A 16,624-nucleotide genomic window follows, 5' to 3' on the forward strand; every position below is an offset into this window, starting at 1 on the left:
GATTTTGAAGCGCAAGCACAACGCAGGAATGAAACCTATGGCTCAAGCCAATGCTGGTCATCAGGCGGCGGCTACGGCAGGTGAATCCAAGCTGCCAAAACGCAAGGCAAAACGCGCGGCTGAGGGCGAAACAGCCGATGCCAAGACCCGCCTGCTGGTGGTGGCGGAGCGGATGTTCGCTGAGCGGGGCTTTGCCTGTACGAGCGTCCGCGATCTGGCCGCCGAAGCCGGCGTCAACATTGCGGCTGTCAACTATCACTTCCGCAGCAAGGAAGAGCTGTACCTGGAAACCCTGCGTTATGCGATGCGGCGCTCAAAGGACATCACTCCGCGTTTTGCGCGCATTCTGCGGCAGGCCCAGCAGGTGGGCACGCCAGAGGCCGCACAGCAGGGCATTGTGCACTTCATCGAGACCTTCATCAGCCATCTCTATGGTCAACCGGCCGGAACAGACTACTCGGCAGCGTTGATGTCGCACGAGATGCTCCATCCGACCGGCGCCCTTGACATCGTGGTGCAGGAATTCATCCAGCCCCGCTTCGAGATTCTCATGGCGCTGATCCGGCTGGCGCGCCCCGATCTCAAGCCGGACCTCGATGTAGCTTTCCATGCCTTCAGCATCGTTGGGCAGTGCCTGCACATGCACTTCTGCCGTCCCATCGTTCTGCAACTGACGGGAGAAGGGAAGCTGACGGCGCGTTTCCTGCGTCGCATGGCGCGGCACATTGCCGGGTTTTCCATCAGGGGGCTGGTGGGGACTCCGGGCGCAGGTGGGGAAACAGAATCACATCCCGAATCGAACGCTGATTCGTCAGCAGCATAACCAGCCGGTCAATGCCGATGCCTTCGCCGGCCGTGGGCGGCATGCCGTAGGCCAGCGCCCGAACAAAATCTTCATCGAGCGGCATGGCTTCGTCATCTCCCGTGGCGCGCGCGGCCAGTTGCTGCTCAAAGCGCCGCCGTTGTTCGTCGGGATCGTTGAGTTCGGTAAAGGCATTGGCGCATTCCATGCCGCCGATGAACAGCTCGAAGCGATCCACAAAGTTCGGGTCGTCGTCAGCGTGGCGGGCCAGGGGACTCAACTCGGTCGGAAAGCGCGTGATGAAGGTCGGCTGGATAAGGTGCGGCTCGGCGACGTGTTCAAAGAGTTCGCCCAACCGTTTGCCATAGCCAGCCGTCGGGGCCACGGGCAGATGGAGACGTTCCATGGCGCGCGTTACGCCATCAAGGTCGGCTAAGTCGGCCAGTTGCGGCCGGTCAGGCGTTGGCCAGTAGGCGATGATGGCTTCCTGCATCGTCAGGCGACGCCAGGGACGGGCAAAGGAGATCGTGGCGTCGTTGTAGGTGAGGGTCTCTGTCCCGCAGGTCTGGGCGACGACTTCGGTGATGAGTTCTTCCGTCAGCGTCATGAGGTCTTCGTACGTGGCATAGGCTTCGTAGAACTCCAGCATGGTGAACTCCGGGTTATGCCGCGTCGAAAGCCCTTCATTGCGGAAGTTGCGGTTGATTTCATAGACCTTTTCAAAGCCGCCGACGATGAGCCGCTTCAGGTACAGTTCCGGTGCAATGCGCGCATAGAGCGGCATGTCCAGCGCGTTGTGGTGGGTGATAAAGGGCCGCGCCGTCGCCCCAGAAGCGATGGGCTGGAGCATGGGCGTTTCCACTTCGAGATACCCACGGGCATCAAAAAAGCGCCGGATGGATTGAATAATCCGGGCGCGCTTGACAAACACCGCCCGCACGTCCCGGTTGGCCATCAGATCGGCGTAGCGCCGCCGGTAGCGCAGCTCGATGTCGTGCAATCCGTAGTGCTTGTCCGGTGGCGGGAGCAGCGCCTTGGTAAGAAAGGTAAGCTGTTCGGTATGAACGGACAACTCGCCGGTTTTCGTCCGAAACAGTTTGCCGGCAACGCCGATGAAGTCGCCGAGGTCAAGCCGTTTGAAGAGCAGCCATTCGTTTTCCGGGAGTTCGTTCCGGCGCAGGTAGGCTTGGAGCGTGGCCGCGCCGTCGGTAAAGCGGATGAACGCCGCCTTGCCCATAAGGTTGATGGCCTGAATCCGGCCCGGAACCCGGACGGCAATCGCTTCCTGCTCCAAGGCTTCAGCCGGGTAGGTTCCGTAGGTGGCAACAATCTCACTGACGCTGTGCGTCCGGGAGTAACCTGCCGGATGGGTGGCAAAACCCAGCGCGGCAATGTCGGCCAGATGTTGGCGGCGTTGTCGGGTGTATTCGTTGTCTTCCATGGTGTGTCGTCAACCGGCGGGTGGGCGGGGCTAAGTGCCAATCACTTTCATCCGCCGCAGGATACGGGCCAGCTCGATGCGCCCCCGGTTGATGCGGGATTTGACCGTGCCTTCCGGGATTTGGAGCTTTTCGACGATTTCCTGGTAGGTCATTTCTTCAATGTCGCGCATGATGACGCACTGCCGCAGGTCGGGGGAGAGCTTTTCAATGGCCTGCATAATCTGAAGCGACTGTTCCTGGCGCTCGATGCGCTGCTGGGGATGATCCGTCCGGCTTTGCAGGCGGTGAACATGGGCTTCCAGGTCCTCGCCGCCTTCGACAGGTTGCCGCTGCCGGCGGCGGTAGTCGTCAATAATGAGATTGCGCGCCAGGCGTAACAGCCAGTTTGGGAAATCGCCGACCTCCGGGTTGTACTGATCGAGCGAGCGGTAAATCTTCAGAAACACTTCCTGAGTCAGGTCTTCCGCCTGCTCGTGGCGTCCGACGAACTTGTAGGCCAGTTGATAGACCCGCCGGGAGTACTGGCGGACAAGATACTCCCACGCGGCGGGTTCGCCAGCGCGGCAGCGTGCGGCCAGCTCAACGTCCGCCGCCCGGTTGCGGGCCGCCTGAGCCGGTGCTGGCAGTACCGCTTCCAGTGCTTCCAGCGCCTCACGCTGCTCCGCCGGAAGATCATTCACGTCATCGGAAGCATCTGCGGCCGGGCCAGACGGCAGGGCCGGATGGGTCGTCTCTGGCGAGGACATCAGACAAAACCGTACGGCGCTAGGTCAGGAGTTCAAAGGTCATGGCGAAGTTACGCTTTTTGGGGGTGCAAGTCAAAACCCCGGCGCTTGGACGGAGGGCTTCCGGCAGGTATTGCTGGCTGAAAAGCACACGAAAAAAGGCGATGGGGAATACCCATCGCCTGATCGGAAAGCTGACGTTGTTTGGCCTTCAGAAGGTATAGCGCAGGGCAAACTGCATGATGCGTGGTGGACCCTGAGTTGCGGTGAAACGCCCGAAGTTTGGACCCGGCGCGCTGGTCGTCGAATCCTGTGGAATCTGATAGTTGACCGTTTGCGCCCCGGTCAGGCAGGCCGTGTTCGTTGCGTTGAAGACTTCCCACCGGAACAGCAGTGTCTGTTTTTCGCTCCAGGGCATGCGGAAGTACTTGCCCAGCCCGAAGTCAAGCGACACAAAGCCGGGATCGCGCAGGATGTTGCGTCCACCCGTTTCGCCGGCGCGCGGGTTGCGGAAGGACTGCGATGCCGCTACCGGATCGCGGAACAGATTGGGTCGCCCACCGGCTCCGTTGCGGGTCGGCGAGGAGGAAATGGGACGAATGGGGACGCCGTTGCTCTGGACGTTCCAGTTCGTCGCCCACCGCCGCCCGTCAAAGGGGGCATCCACGGGCAGCCCGGAGTTCCACCGGAAGATCGTCGTCAACTGCCAGCCGCCGATGAAGGCATCGGCCCACCGGGGGATGTCGGAAGCGAAGGCGCGGCCGCGGCCCACGGGGATGTCCCAGATGGAGTTGAAGTTGATGATGTGGCGGGTATCGAAGTCCGAAAACGACCGGTTGTCGCGGGGCCGAATCGGGTTGAGGATGAAGGCGCTGCCAAACTGCCCAAAACGCTGGAGACCGGAGGCCGTATCGAGTGATTTGGACAGCGTGTAGTTGAAGTCCCAGGTAAGCTGGTCCTTGTACCGCTGGCGGACGGAAACCGTGAAGCCGTGGTAATCCGAAGTGGCGACACTGCTCCAGGCGGAAAGCGTCCCATACTGGGGCTGGAAGAAGATGGGCGAGGCCGGGCGGCCGTCGGTGCGGAAGAAGAAGTTGGCATAGTCAAAGGCCAACTGGAGTGTTGTCCAGTCACTTCCGGCGATTCCGTCAATGACGCCAATGCCGGGGATGGGAATGCGCGCAATCGAGGCATAAACGGCCTGGGTTGGCGTCAAGCCCCGAAACGCATCTTCATCGCCGACGAAGAAATCGCCCAGCGCACCGATGAGGTCCACCCCCCGGAACAGATTGGTGAAGTAAGGCAGGTTGGGGACGGCCGACAGTGGTGCGTTGCGGTCACGCAGATCGGCCAGGATGCCGGCCACGGTGTACCAGTCCTGCCCGGATTGTGGGTCGCGCAGGTTGTTGAGCGCCGCAATATCCCGTGTCGCCAGAAGGTTGCGGCCAATGCGCCCGATGTAGGAGGCTTCAACATACAGCCCGGCCGGCAGCTTGCGCCCGATGGTCGCGTTGAAAACGTGGTTGTAAGGGGCACGCACTGTGGCATCCAGGGATTGCTCGATAGCCTGAAGGCGGCCGAACGTGGATGGCTGCTGGCGCGGGAAGGTGAGCTGGCCCGGAATCGTGATGAGTGGCAGCCCGCGTACCTGCTGACCGATGCCGGTAATGAGCGGTCCGGGGCGCGTGGTGACGTTGAACGAGTTGGCCGGAGTCAGCGATTGTGAGGCAAAACCCAAGGTATTGTTGCTGTCAAACTGGAAGGCAATCTGCGTTCCGTAGTAGTCGTTGACCAGTCCGTAGCCACCCCGCAGGATGGTATCGCCTTCATTGCCCAGCAGGCGCTTCCAGAAGCCGCCTTCGGCGCGTGGCGACCAGGCAACGGCGAAACGGGGTTGCCAGTTGTTCCAGTCCGTGTCGTAGTTGCCCGGCTTGCCGTTGGCCGGCCCGGCCAAATCCACCACGATCCGTTCGTTGAAGGGCACGCCGGTTTGCATCCCCTGCAACCGCCCGCGGAAGTAATCCCCCAGCGGAACGGTGGTGCGGGCCTGGAGGCCGTTCTGTTCATAGACCGGACGGCTGACGCTGTAGCGGATACCGTACGTGAAGGTCAGGTTGGGGCGGACTCGCCAGGTATCCTGCAGGTAGCCTTCATATTCTTCAGTCGCAATGTCGCGTCGAACCGGGACGCCACTGTTGAGAAGTGAGCCATCGCGTGTGAAGTTGAAGTTGGCCGAGTACTGCGAGGCCCGTCCGATGAGCGCCGACATCGCCACCTGTACCGGGCTGCGGAAGCCCGTGCTGATAGGAAAACCGGCCGCAATGATGGGGTTCGACAGGACGGCGCCGCTCTGTTGATAGAACGAGAAGTTCGCAATGATCGAATCGAAAGAGCGGGTCGCGTTGTCAACCTTGTTCCGAATGATGCGGACATTGCCGCCAAACTGGAACGAGTGGCTGCCCTTGATCAGGGTGAAGTCGTTGACCAGGTTGTACACCGGCGACACCCGTGAAAGTGACCGCAGGAAGGCGAATGGCTGGAACACATCGCGCAGGTTGAGCAGGTTCTGGTTTGAGTCGCCGCCCAAGGTAAACGAGTTGCGCGTGATACCAAAGCGGAACACATTGATTTTGTTGCCGGAAATCGTCCAGGTATGGCTGGCGGCGAGTCCGGTGGGGTGTTGCCACGCGGTTGGCGTTGGCGTGTCGGGGAACTGCTGCGTGGCACGGGCGCTGTTGTCGTACTGGTAGTTGAGGCGCACCGACACCACGTGTTTGTTCTGCCGGTCAACGTTCCAGTCGAGCCGCGCAATGCTTGTGTTTTGCCGGACCGGCTGTGGGGCGTTGAAGGTAAACCCGCCCGTGTTGAGACCATCGCCGACCTGATCATTGTTGACCGGATAACGCTGCGCTGCCTGTGCCATCAACTGGAGTGTGATTGGGTTGAGTCCGACCGCCGGGAAGATGGCTTCCAACTGCGGGCGGGTCAGGGTGGTGATCCCACCGCTGGGATTGATGAAGCGCAGGATGCCCTGTCCCATCGTGGGCCGGGGCACCAGCCGGGTCACAGGCGTCCCTTTGGCTTCGCGCAGTCCCTCGTAGGTGAAGAAGAAAAAGAAGCGATCCTTGACGACCGGGCCGCCAATGGCGCCGCCAAACTGGTTCCGAATGAGCTGCGGACGGGGCGTTCCAGCCAGGTTGTTGAAGAAGTCGTTGGCAGTTGTGACCGTGTTGCGATGGAAATGAAAGAGCGTGCCGTGGAACTCGTTGGTTCCGCTTTTTGTCACCAGGGAGATTTGGGCGCCGGAGGAGCGCCCCTGGTTGGCATCGGCATTGACCGTCGTGACCCGGAACTCGCTGACTGAATCGGGTGTGGCGCGCAGCACCGGGGTAAAGGCAAAGCCGTTGACCTGATCGTTGACATCCACGCCATCGAGCGTGATGTTGGCCTAATCGCTGCGTCCGCCAGCCACATAGCCATCAGCCGTGACCCCTGGCTGCAAACTCAGGAGCGCGGCCACGTTCCGCCCCTCCAGGGGGAGTTGTTTGATCTGCTGTTCGACGAAGTTATTGCCCAGGCTGGCATTCTGGCTGTTGATGACGGCATCCAGTGAACTGGCGGAAACTGTGACGATTTCATCCGCTCCGCCAACTTCAAGGGCAACGGAGACATCCGTGGTCTTGTCCACGAGGCCCTGGATGTTCTCGACGATTTTCTTTTTGAAGCCACTGGCTTCGATGGTCAGGTTGTAACGCCCGGTAATGAGGTTGCTGAAGCTGTACGAGCCGTTGTTGTCGGTGGATTGGGTGCGGGACGTTCCACGGTCAGCGTCAGTCAGTGTGACCGTTGCGCCGGCAATGACGCGCCCCTGTTCATCCCGGACGGTGCCGGAAATGCCCGTGGTGCCGGATTGCGCCAAAGCCGGAACCAGGCTCCACACCAGAAACGCGCAGAGCAAAGCCACTCGTTGCATCCAGGCATCGGCGTAGTGAGGTTGTTGTGACGTGCCCAGACCACTCCTCTTTCAATGTAAAGTCATCCAAGCCAGCCAGCCGCCCAGGACTGGCGCAGCACCTGTCCCCATGCGAGCTGACGTGGTTTTCCAACTGTGCTGATTGGTTTGTCTTGCAACACACGTTTCACGCGATGGAAACCGAAAATATGGCGGTGTCATCGCGCCGGGTGGCCGTCCGAAGCCTGCTCAACCACCCCTGCCATGGGGGCTGACCGTCGCCGCCGGCAAGGCGTGGCGGCCCGTACCATGTCCCGGCGTCTTCCAAAGTGCATTGGATTGAAGCCGAAATGTTCTGGATTCAAGGGGTTTGCCTGGGCGTACGGTTGACACTGGCAGCCCATTGTGAATAGGGTTGGCCACATCATCGGTTGCCCACCGGATTTCCATTGTTTGTCTGTCACATCCCATAGCCCTACCAATCCACAGCCCCATCAATGGATTACTTCCTGCATTGCACTCACCGGATTTTCAAAACCAGCCGGAGCTGTGCCCCTGGTGTTTCGATGGAGGCCTCCAGCCAAAGGCGCAGAAAATCGCTTTACCAGGGTAGTGTCGGGAAGATTCGGGAAGTCAGCTCTTTAGCCACATACCAGCAGATACGGCCGTGAGGGCTGGATAGAACAGCCTTCAGGGGGGCTTTTTTCCAGACTTTGTTGACTGGAAGGGACTCTCTTGTTCCGAAAGAGTAAAACGCCAGTCCGTCAGTACCATGAGTTTTGGGTTCGTCATTCTTTCCCATCGGGCGAAGATTGGGAATTGCTGGCACGGCTGTTGCCGCGCCTGCGGGAACTTGGCGATGTGGAGATTGTCCTCCACCACGATACCTATCAGTCTCCGGCCGACCTGTCGCTGGTGAAACGGTACGGGGTCCGGCTTCTGCCGCCAGTCCGGCAAACCCGCTGGTCACACATCAGCAAAGTCTTTGCCATCATCCGCGGGCTGGAGTGCCTGTTTCGTTTGCCGAAACCGCCCCGGTGGTATGCCACGCTGTCCCCCACCTGCTATCCCATCAAACCGGCGTCAGTGATCGCCAACCGGCTCAATCAGCTCACCGCCGATTTCTACGTGGATATGCGCCGGGTGGATTTTCAGTCCAGTGGTATCGAGCTTGACAAACATGTTGAGGATGCCGTGGCCCGGCGCACCATTGGCGTAATACCCTTCATCTCCCGGCGCGGGCAGTTCTACTGGCGGCGGGCAGTTCTACTGGCGCCCACTCCGGGTTCGTCGTCCGCGTGCGGTCATTCCCTTTGGGGAGAATTTCCGGCTTTATCACGGTTCAGACTGGTTTGTGCTGGGGCAGCGGGCCGTTGCCTATCTGCTCGATCTGAACATCTGGGAACACCCGGTCGTGCAGTTTTACCTGACGGCCTACCCACAAAACCGCTCCCAAGCCCCTTCACCCGTGGAAACCGTCATCCAGAGCCTTCTGGGAAATGCCAGCCAGCTTCGTGGTCAGTACCGTAACTGGCACTACATTGACTGGCGGGGAACGACCGATTGGCATCCCCGGCTTCTGACCGAGCAGCACTGGCCTGAACTTCTGGAATCAGACGCGCTTTGGGCGCGGAAGCTGGACCTTGAGTGCAGCGCCGGGCTACGGCGGCGTCTGGATGCTGACCTTCTGGACGCAGGGAAAGCACATCTCTCCGCACGCTGACAGATGCCGTGTGAACACCGCTTCCGGTCTGGAACAGCCGATGCATCTTCCCTCACCTGGCAGGCAGACATAGATTACGGCCAGCAAGCTCTCCGGGTTGGGGAAGACAGGTGTCAGGCGACGTGCTCCAACTTGAAAATGTGGTTCTGGCCGGGCGATACCGCATCCGCTCGCGCCTGGTGACAGGGAGCCGCTCCGGGATTTTCCTGGCGCTCGATGACGTCAGCCAGCAGTTGGTCGTGATCAAGGCTTTTCCGAGGCCAGGTTCCGCACCGGGTCCTCCAGCGCCCACGGTCAACGGACCGGACTGGCGACAGACGCGGTTTCGGCTGGAAGGTGTTTGGCTTGATCGCGTCAGTCACCCGTACATCGTGCTGCGGCTGGACAGCGGGAGTGCCCACGACCCGGCGGGCTGCCCCTTTGATTACCACGTCCTTGAGTACCTTGCAGGCGGCACGCTGGCTGCGCTGAGCCACGCCTGGCAGGGGCTATCGTTGCTCAAGACCGTGAACCTGCTGCGGCAGGCTGCGGCCGCCCTGACCCACTGCCATGCCTTGGGCGTCATCCACGGCGATGTCGTGCCGGAAAATCTGCTGCTGACCGGTGATCACCGGACGCTGAAACTCGCCGACTTCGGTTCCGCCACTGGCGATGATGAGTTGGCGGCCATGAACGAAGGGAAGTTCACCGGGTGGCTGTCCCGCTATGCGCCACCGGAAGCCCGGCTGGGGGCTGGCCTCCCGCTTTCGGCTGCCGCCGATGTGTATGCGCTGGCCAGAACCTTCCATGCCACGCTGACAGGCGATCCTTTCCTCGAAAGCCGGACGCCAATCCAAACACTGCCTCCCAAGCTGGCGACGCAACCCGGCGCTGAGGCGCTGTTGCAGGTTCTTCAGCGGGCCACGGCGACGAACGTCACGGATCGCTACCCCACGGTGGCGGCATTCTGGGCGGAAGTGGAGCACGCCGTAGCCGCAATGCCAACGACCGAGATTCCGCTGACCACATCCACTGCGGCGGTGGCTTCCGTTCAGGCGGTTCCTGACAATCCGCCGGCTGCTGCTGACGAGACGGACGATGCCTCCATCGCGACCGGTGCTGCCGGGGAAACGTTATGTGATGTCGCCTCTCCGGTGGAGCTACCGTCGCCGCTGACGACCCGCCTGATTGGCGTCGGGGTTGTCGTAGCCGTTGTGGTCTTGTTCATCAGCGGTCTGGTGGCACTGTACCGGCTGGCGCGTGCTTCCGCCCGCGCGCACTGGTATGGACAGTCTCCGCCAGCCGCTTCTGCGCGCCCGCTGTTTCAGGTCAAGGTGTTGCGGCCGACCAAGGCCTACGCGACGCCCACCGAAAACCCAACCCCGCGTGACTGGCTGGGCGAACTGCCAGCCGGGGTCGAAGCCGATGTTCTGGAAATCAGCGGCCGGTTTTACCGGGTGCGTCCGCAGCGGTGGGGACGACGCAAGTCCCCGGCGGTGAACGAAGGCTGGGTGTTGCGGGAGTACGTAGATGGTGGACTGTGACGGCAGGCTGAGACAGGGTGGAAACCGCTCCCGGCCTGCCGTGGATGTCCAGGTGCGCTGCGACCGGCCGGGAAGTCAGCTTGTGACGAGGAACTGGCGCAGTTTTTCGACGTGCGGACTGACTTCACTTCGCCGGTAGTCAATCAGCCCCTCCTCACGAAACTGGTTCATGATAGTGGTGATGATTTCACGGGAGGTCCCAACCATCTGTGCCAGTTCTTCGTGGGTGAGGCGAAGCCGCTCCAGACCGGAATCGCTGCTCGATTTGAGCAGCACCCGCGCCAGGCGGCGCGTCGTGTTGTCAAAGGCCAGCGTTTCGATCTGCTGCTGGGCTTCTGACAGCCGTTTGCAGAACAGGGACAGCATATCCAGCAGCGCTTTTGGATTTTCACGCAGCATGGCCAGGAAGTCGTGGACCCGAATGGCCAGCACGCGCGTTGGTTCCATGGCTACAGCCTGATCGCTGCGGCGGTCATCCACCTCACAGAAACACAACTCGCCAAAAATCTCACCGGCGCGGTGAATGCTGATGATCTTTTCCTTGCCGTCATCCGAGACGCGCGTGATCTTCACGCTGCCTGAGAGGATGTAGAAGATGTGGTCGGCTGGATCGTCAAGGTGATAAATCGTTTCATTCCGGTGATATTCCCGCTCGCCGCTAACGACGCGGATTTCGTTGAGCTGGCCCTGAATAAACTCCGCAATCGGGTCAATCGTGCTCATAGCTGAACCACCTCGGCGCTGGTAGGCAGGGACGTACCCGCCGGGGAGCTTCAGCTACCCGGCAGGACTGACAACTCGGTAAACGACTGTGAATGTGCGGGGACGGCTAAACTATTGTCACTGAAGGAAACCTGGAGTCACAGCGACTCTTTTTCCTTGGGGGGCAGAGCGGCAAGCTCCTTACGCTTGGCTTCGTCCGGGTCCTCGTTGAGAGCTTTCTTGAAGTTGCGGATGCCTGTGCCCAGCCCGCTGAAGAGTTCAGGAATCTTCCTCGTCCCGAACAGCAGCACCACAACCAGGCAAATCAGGAGGATTTCGGACGTACCAAGATTCATAGCGTGGCCAACTCCTCGCGCTGCCGGAAACCGGCTAGAGTAAGTGCATACTAAGAGTGTGTTGGAATACTGTCAATTCAACCCTGACAGTTGTGTAACAGGTGCGCCACCGCCTGCACCGGCGGTCATAGGGGTGCCGGAAGGTAGCCGGGGACGCCGTGACCACACCACACAATGCCTGTGGCGGATTTTCACTCGCACGGTCCGGGCGGATTGGCGTATCGTCAGTGAACACCAAAGCTGTTTCAGGGCTTGTGTCCCACATCGTTGCCGACCGGATTCGGAAACTGGCGGCCACTGACTCGCTGAGAACCATCACCATGAGGAAAATCCGTAAAGCCATCTTTCCTGCCGCCGGGTTGGGGACCCGTTTTTTGCCGGCGACGAAAGCCCAACCCAAGGAAATGCTGCCGCTCGTGGACAAACCGCTCATCCAGTACGGCATCGAGGAAGCCATTCTGAGCGGCATCGAGCAGGTCATCATCGTCACCGGGCGCGGGAAGAACGCCATTGAGGACCACTTTGACATTTCCTTCGAGCTGGAACATCTGCTGCGCGAGAAAGGCAAACTCGATCTGCTCGAACAGGTTCAGGAAATTTCCAAGATCAACGTCTCGTACGTGCGGCAAAAACAGGCCCTGGGATTGGGCCACGCCGTGCTCGTCGCCCGCGAACTGGTGGGCGACGAACCCTTCGCCGTGATTCTTGGGGACGACATCGTGGACTCCAAAGTGCCCTGCCTGCGCCAGATGATCGAGGTGTATGAACGTTACGGGCGCTCCGTCATCGGAACCGCCCGCGTGGAAGGCGAGGCCATTTCCCGCTTCGGCGTGCTGGCCGTGGACCCTATCGAAGACCGGGTCTATAAAATCCGCGACATGGTTGAAAAGCCACCCTTTGCCGAAGCGCCATCCAACCTGGCCATCATCGGTCGTTACATTCTCATGCCGGAAATCTTCGACGTGCTGGAAAAGACACCCAAAGGTGCCGGCGGAGAGATTCAGCTCACCGACGCCATGCGCCTGTTGCTCAAAGAGCAGGCCATGTATGCGCACGAGTTCCACGGCGTCCGCCACGATGCCGGCGACAAGCTCGGTTTTCTCATCGCCACGGTCGAGTTTGCGCTTCAGCGTCCAGACCTCGGCCCGGAGTTCCGCGCCTATCTCAAGTCACTCACCCTGTAACCCCGAAATCCTGAAACTGGTGTGCCCGGCGGGTTGCCTGACGTAAACCGCTGCGGGCAACGCCGCGCTCTGTCGCCATGCCACTGTACCGAACCGTGAACTGGAAACGAATCGTCAGAACCGCCCGTCCCACACTCCGACGGAGACTTGCCCTGTGCGGCATGGCTTTCGTCGCAGCGCTCATTGCCCCGGCCCGGCTCTCCGCACAGACACCGCCGGCAGCGGCCAAGCGCCCCATCACCCACGAAGACGTGTGGCTGATGAAGCGCGTCGGCGCGCCGGTTCCCAGCCCCGACGGGTTGTTCGTCGTGTTTTCCGTCGTTGACCCGGCCTACGATCCCAAAGACCAGTCCAGTGACCTGTGGCTGGTACGCGGCGATGGCAGCGCTCCGCCCCGGCAGTTGACGTTCACCAAAGCCGCCGAGTCGGATGTCACCTGGAGTCCTGACAGTCGCCGCATTGCCTTCGTCACCAAACGGGAAGGCGATGAGGTCAACCAGGTCTATCTTCTGGATGTGGTCGAGGGCGGAGAAGCCCGGCGGGTGACATCCCTTTCGACGGGCGCGAGCGCCCCACGCTTCAGCCCGGACGGCAAGACCCTGCTGTTTTCGAGCGTGGTCTTCCCCGGCGCGCTCACCGACGCCGACAACCAGCGCATCGCCACTGAACGGAAAAACCGGAAGTACAAGGCACGGGTTTATGACGGCTACCCGATCCGGCGCTGGGACCACTGGTTGGACGATACGCAGACCCACCTGTTCGTACAGCCACTGGAGAAAGGCGCGCCAGCCCGGGATGTGCTGGCCGGGACAAAGCTTGTCGCGGAACCCGGCTTTGGTGGGCGTGCGACAAATGCCGCCGACACGCTCGATGCCATCTGGACGCCGGACGGTGCGGCCATCGTCTTTACGGCCACCATCGAGCGCAACCAGGCTGCCTATGCTCCCGTTGAAACACACCTGTATGTGGTGAGCGCCCAGGGCGGTGAACCGCGCCGCCTAACCAGCCCCGGTCACACCTACAGCCGCCCGCTGTTCGCCCCGGACGGGAAGAGACTCTATGCCTTGTGTTCGCCGACCACTGACGGCAAGGTGTATCACCTTGAACGTCTGGCACGCTTTGACTGGCAGAATGGCCAACTGGTGAACGAGTCGCGCCCGGCAGAAGGCTTTGACCGTTCCGTGGAGTCTTTTGGTCTGACACCGGACAGCCAGACCGTGTACGTGACGGCGGAAGAGGCCGGACACGAAAAGCTCTTTCGCATTCCGGCACGTGGCGGCCCGGCACAGCTTGCCTTTGAGGTGAAACTCGGCTGCTACACGAACCTGTCCATTCCCCTGCAGGCCGCAAGTCCACTGCTGTTTGCCAACTGGGAAAGCGCCGTCAATCCGGCCGAAATCGTACGGATTGACCCCGACGCCGGGCGGCACGTGGCGTTGACCAGCTTCAATGTGGCGGCTGCGGCGCAAATTGACTGGCAACCGCTGGAGCACTTCTGGTTCACGAGCCGGGCCGGCAAGCGCATCCACAACATGCTCGTACTGCCGCCGGACTTTGATCCCAAACGCCGTTATCCCATCTTTACTTTCATCCACGGCGGCCCCCACACCATGTTCCGCGATCAGTTCTTTCTGCGCTGGAACTATCACCTGCTGGCGCAGCCAGGCTATCTCGTTCTGCTGACGAACTACACCGGCTCGACCGGTTTTGGGGAAGCCTTTGCCCAGGCGATCCAGGGCGATCCCTTCGGAACCTGCGGGAGTGAAATCACGGAGGCCGTGGACGCGGTGGCCAAAGCGTTCCCCTATGCCGATGGCGAACGGGTGGCGGCCGGCGGCGCCAGCTATGGCGGCCATCTGGCCAACTGGTTGCAGGCCACGACAACCCGCTACAAGTGCCTCATCTCCCACGCCGGGCTCATCAATTCCGAGTCGCAGTACGGAACGAGCGACACCAGTTACTTTCGCGAATTGGCCAACGGCGGGCCCGTCTGGGAACAGAATGAAACCTGGCGCAAACAGAATCCCATCCGGTACGCGGCTAATTTTCAGACGCCAATCCTGCTGACGATTGGCGAGAACGATTTTCGCGTCCCGCTCAACCAGACCCTTGAAAACTGGACGATTCTCCAGCGCCGCCGTATTCCCAGCCGGCTCATCGTGTTTCCCGAAGCCAACCACTGGATTCTGCGCGGTGAGGACAACCGGTATCTCTTCCAGGAGGTGCATGCCTGGCTGGCAAAGTATCTGCGCTGAAATGCTTTACACGGTGTTCACGCGCCAGTGATTATCTGGGGGCTATGAAGTTGCTGGTGTCACGTATCCTATCGGATGTCTTCAACCCGCTCGTCAATGCGGTGGTGGCGTTTCTCGTCATCATTGCGACCGACCCGAATGCTCAGGGGGCGAGTAAAGTCCTGGCAGCGGTTGTGTCTGTGGTCTTTGCGGCGGCTCTGCCCCTGTCTGCCCTGCTGGTGATGAAGCAACGGGGACTCATCACCAACGTCAACATTGACCGCCGGGAACAGCGGACGCGCCCCTTCATCCTTGGCATCCTGTGCTATGCGGTGGGTTTCTTCTTCCTCAAACTCTTTCACGCGCCACGGCTGGCCCAAGGGTTGATGTTTTGCTACGCGGTCAATACGGCGGTGATTCTGGCCATCACGCGCTACTGGAAAATCAGCGTCCACGCGACAGGCATCAGTGGCCCGCTAATGGCGCTCTACTACCAGCTTGGGGCGGTTGTGCTGCCGTATTTCAGCCTCATTCCCCTTGTTTGCGCCTCGCGGGTGGTGATGAGAAAGCATACGGTCGGGCAGGTCGTGGCTGGCACGGCCCTTGGCTTGACGGCAACCGCCGCACAAATCAATCTGCTGTTCCGCTGATGGGCGCTCTTCCGCTGTCTTTTTTGGCGCTGACCGGGACCGTTCCGGGACTGAGCCGGGCGCGAAATCATGAGTTTTTTTCGGAAAGCCTGAACAACGATGAAACGCTGTCACAATTTCAATGCCGGGCCGGCCGTATTGCCCGTGCCCGTACTCGAACGCATCCGGGAAGAAATGCTCTGCCTGCCGGGCGTCGGGATGTCGGTTCTGGAAATCAGTCACCGTTCCAAGACCTTTGAAACCATCCTGTCCGAGACCGAAAATCGCCTGCGCCGTCTGCTGAATGTGCCGGAGACGCACCACATTCTGTTTCTGCAGGGTGGGGCCAGCTTGCAGTTCAGCATGGTGCCGCTCAATTTTCTGACCAGGGACGGTGTTGCCGACTACATTGTGACCGGAAGCTGGTCGGAAAAGGCCGTTGAGGAAGCCCGGAAAATCGGGCGGGTCAATATCGCGGCCACAACAAAGGAAGAGAACTACGCCCGGATTCCGAACCAGAGTGAACTACGGCTCGACCCCCAGGCGGCTTACGTTCACTTTACGTCCAACAACACGATTTTTGGCACGCAGTGGCCGACGGAGCCGGAAGTCGGGACGACGCCGCTCGTGTGTGATGCCTCGTCGGATTTTCTGAGTCGTCCGCTGGATGTCAGCAAATACGCCCTTTTGTACGCCGGGGCCCAGAAAAACGCCGGCCCCGCCGGAGTCACGATTGTCATCGTACGCGAGGACTGGCTGGAGCGTATTCCCGGTGGGTTGCCGACGATGCTCGACTACCGCACGCATGTGAAGCATCGGTCGCTGTACAACACGCCGCCCGTCTTTGCCATTTACGTGGTGGGACTGGTGCTGGAGTATCTTGAAGCCCAAGGGGGGCTGGCCGCCGTTGCGGCAGCCAGTGCCGAAAAAGCCGGAAAGCTCTATGCCGCCATAGATAGCGGAAGCTTTTACCGGGGCACGGCTGAGCGCAACTCCCGTTCGCTGATGAACGTCTGTTTTCGGCTGCCCAATCCCGATCTGGAAGCGGTTTTTCTCAGGGAAGCTGCGGCCAACGGGTTTGAAGGGCTGCCGGGCCACCGTTCGGTGGGTGGCATCCGCGCTTCGCTCTACAACGCCCTGCCGATGGAAAGCGTCCTCGCACTCATAGACTTCATGCGTGACTTCGCCCGTCGCCACGCATAGGCTGGCAGCGGAGTCAGTCAGGAATCCGGCGTGGGGGAGGGTAATCTATTGTATCTTGACGGCTTGCGGTTGCCCGTTTACGCTTCGCAACTGGGAATCTTCTGAATTGACCGCACCTGTGACGGCACTGCTGCCGACCGGCCGGACCG

13 protein-coding genes are annotated in these 16,624 nt (G+C 60.7%); 7 read left to right on the forward strand and 6 right to left on the reverse strand.

Annotation, left to right across the window (positions count from 1 at the left end; all coding sequences use genetic code 11):
• Positions 1-37: 37 nt before the first annotated feature.
• Positions 38-823: a CerR family C-terminal domain-containing protein gene (locus J8C01_RS04235; RefSeq protein ID WP_211432496.1), complete on the forward strand. Its 786-nt coding sequence runs from the start codon at positions 38-40 to the stop codon at positions 821-823.
• Here J8C01_RS04235 and lysS read toward each other — a convergent pair.
• The 4 genes from lysS to J8C01_RS04255 form a co-directional block, all read right to left on the reverse strand.
• Positions 741-2,243 (reverse strand): lysine--tRNA ligase, encoded by a 1,503-nt coding sequence (gene lysS / locus J8C01_RS04240; RefSeq protein WP_211432497.1) that lies wholly within the window; start codon positions 2,241-2,243, stop codon positions 741-743. The two genes, J8C01_RS04235 and lysS, sit on opposite strands and share 83 nt — an antisense overlap.
• Positions 2,244-2,273: 30 nt before the next feature.
• Positions 2,274-2,990 (reverse strand): RNA polymerase sigma factor, encoded by a 717-nt coding sequence (locus tag J8C01_RS04245; protein WP_014099362.1) that lies wholly within the window; start codon positions 2,988-2,990, stop codon positions 2,274-2,276.
• 190 nt (positions 2,991-3,180) lie between these two features.
• Positions 3,181-6,396, reverse strand: coding sequence for a TonB-dependent receptor (locus J8C01_RS04250; RefSeq protein WP_211432498.1), 3,216 nt, complete (start codon positions 6,394-6,396; stop codon positions 3,181-3,183).
• Between the two features lie 21 nt (positions 6,397-6,417).
• Complete coding sequence (locus J8C01_RS04255; RefSeq protein ID WP_211432499.1) at positions 6,418-6,933, reverse strand: carboxypeptidase-like regulatory domain-containing protein; 516 nt, start codon at positions 6,931-6,933, stop codon at positions 6,418-6,420.
• Positions 6,934-8,275: 1,342 nt separating this feature from the next.
• Here J8C01_RS04255 and J8C01_RS15295 point away from each other — a divergent pair.
• Both J8C01_RS15295 and J8C01_RS04265 read left to right on the forward strand, forming a co-directional pair.
• Complete coding sequence (locus J8C01_RS15295; protein ID WP_249355477.1) at positions 8,276-8,644, forward strand: hypothetical protein; 369 nt, start codon at positions 8,276-8,278, stop codon at positions 8,642-8,644.
• Between the two features lie 122 nt (positions 8,645-8,766).
• Entirely contained in the window at positions 8,767-10,167 is a 1,401-nt protein-coding gene (locus J8C01_RS04265; RefSeq protein WP_211432500.1) for a serine/threonine protein kinase, read from the forward strand.
• A gap of 75 nt (positions 10,168-10,242) precedes the next feature.
• Here J8C01_RS04265 and J8C01_RS04270 read toward each other — a convergent pair whose 3' ends face one another.
• On the reverse strand, positions 10,243-10,890 hold the full coding sequence (locus J8C01_RS04270) for a Crp/Fnr family transcriptional regulator (protein ID WP_014099366.1): 648 nt from the start codon (positions 10,888-10,890) through the stop codon (positions 10,243-10,245).
• 137 nt (positions 10,891-11,027) lie between these two features.
• Positions 11,028-11,225 (reverse strand): twin-arginine translocase TatA/TatE family subunit, encoded by a 198-nt coding sequence (locus tag J8C01_RS04275; RefSeq protein WP_014099367.1) that lies wholly within the window; start codon positions 11,223-11,225, stop codon positions 11,028-11,030.
• A gap of 320 nt (positions 11,226-11,545) precedes the next feature.
• On the opposite strand from J8C01_RS04275, the gene galU reads away from it, so the two are divergent.
• The 4 genes from galU (at position 11,546) to serC (ending at position 16,475) form a co-directional block, all read left to right on the forward strand.
• Positions 11,546-12,409, forward strand: a complete 864-nt coding sequence (galU, locus tag J8C01_RS04280) for a UTP--glucose-1-phosphate uridylyltransferase GalU (protein WP_041569505.1) — start codon at positions 11,546-11,548, stop codon at positions 12,407-12,409.
• A gap of 161 nt (positions 12,410-12,570) precedes the next feature.
• Positions 12,571-14,664: an alpha/beta hydrolase family protein gene (locus J8C01_RS04285; RefSeq protein WP_211432501.1), complete on the forward strand. Its 2,094-nt coding sequence runs from the start codon at positions 12,571-12,573 to the stop codon at positions 14,662-14,664.
• Positions 14,665-14,720: 56 nt separating this feature from the next.
• The gene (locus J8C01_RS04290; protein ID WP_211432502.1) at positions 14,721-15,293 is read left to right on the forward strand and encodes a phosphatase PAP2 family protein; all 573 of its coding nucleotides are present in this window, start codon (positions 14,721-14,723) and stop codon (positions 15,291-15,293) included.
• Positions 15,294-15,392: 99 nt separating this feature from the next.
• Positions 15,393-16,475: a 3-phosphoserine/phosphohydroxythreonine transaminase gene (gene serC / locus J8C01_RS04295; protein ID WP_014099371.1), complete on the forward strand. Its 1,083-nt coding sequence runs from the start codon at positions 15,393-15,395 to the stop codon at positions 16,473-16,475.
• Positions 16,476-16,624: the final 149 nt, after the last annotated feature.

The sequence above is a fragment of the Chloracidobacterium sp. D genome, from assembly GCF_018304685.1.
In the GTDB taxonomy this organism is placed as follows: Bacteria; Acidobacteriota; Blastocatellia; order Chloracidobacteriales; family Chloracidobacteriaceae; genus Chloracidobacterium; species Chloracidobacterium thermophilum.

Excerpts from the sequence above, each read along its gene's own strand:
- serC (WP_014099371.1), top strand. The coding sequence starts at position 15,393 with ATGAAACGCTGTCACAATTTCAATGCCGGGCCGGCCGTATTGCCCGTG.
- J8C01_RS04285 (WP_211432501.1), top strand. The coding sequence starts at position 12,571 with ATGGCTTTCGTCGCAGCGCTCATTGCCCCGGCCCGGCTCTCCGCACAG.
- lysS (WP_211432497.1), bottom strand. The coding sequence starts at position 2,243 with ATGGAAGACAACGAATACACCCGACAACGCCGCCAACATCTGGCCGAC.
- J8C01_RS04235 (WP_211432496.1), top strand. The coding sequence starts at position 38 with ATGGCTCAAGCCAATGCTGGTCATCAGGCGGCGGCTACGGCAGGTGAA.
- galU (WP_041569505.1), top strand. The coding sequence starts at position 11,546 with ATGAGGAAAATCCGTAAAGCCATCTTTCCTGCCGCCGGGTTGGGGACC.
- J8C01_RS04245 (WP_014099362.1), bottom strand. The coding sequence starts at position 2,990 with ATGTCCTCGCCAGAGACGACCCATCCGGCCCTGCCGTCTGGCCCGGCC.
- J8C01_RS04270 (WP_014099366.1), bottom strand. The coding sequence starts at position 10,890 with ATGAGCACGATTGACCCGATTGCGGAGTTTATTCAGGGCCAGCTCAAC.
- J8C01_RS04275 (WP_014099367.1), bottom strand. The coding sequence starts at position 11,225 with ATGAATCTTGGTACGTCCGAAATCCTCCTGATTTGCCTGGTTGTGGTG.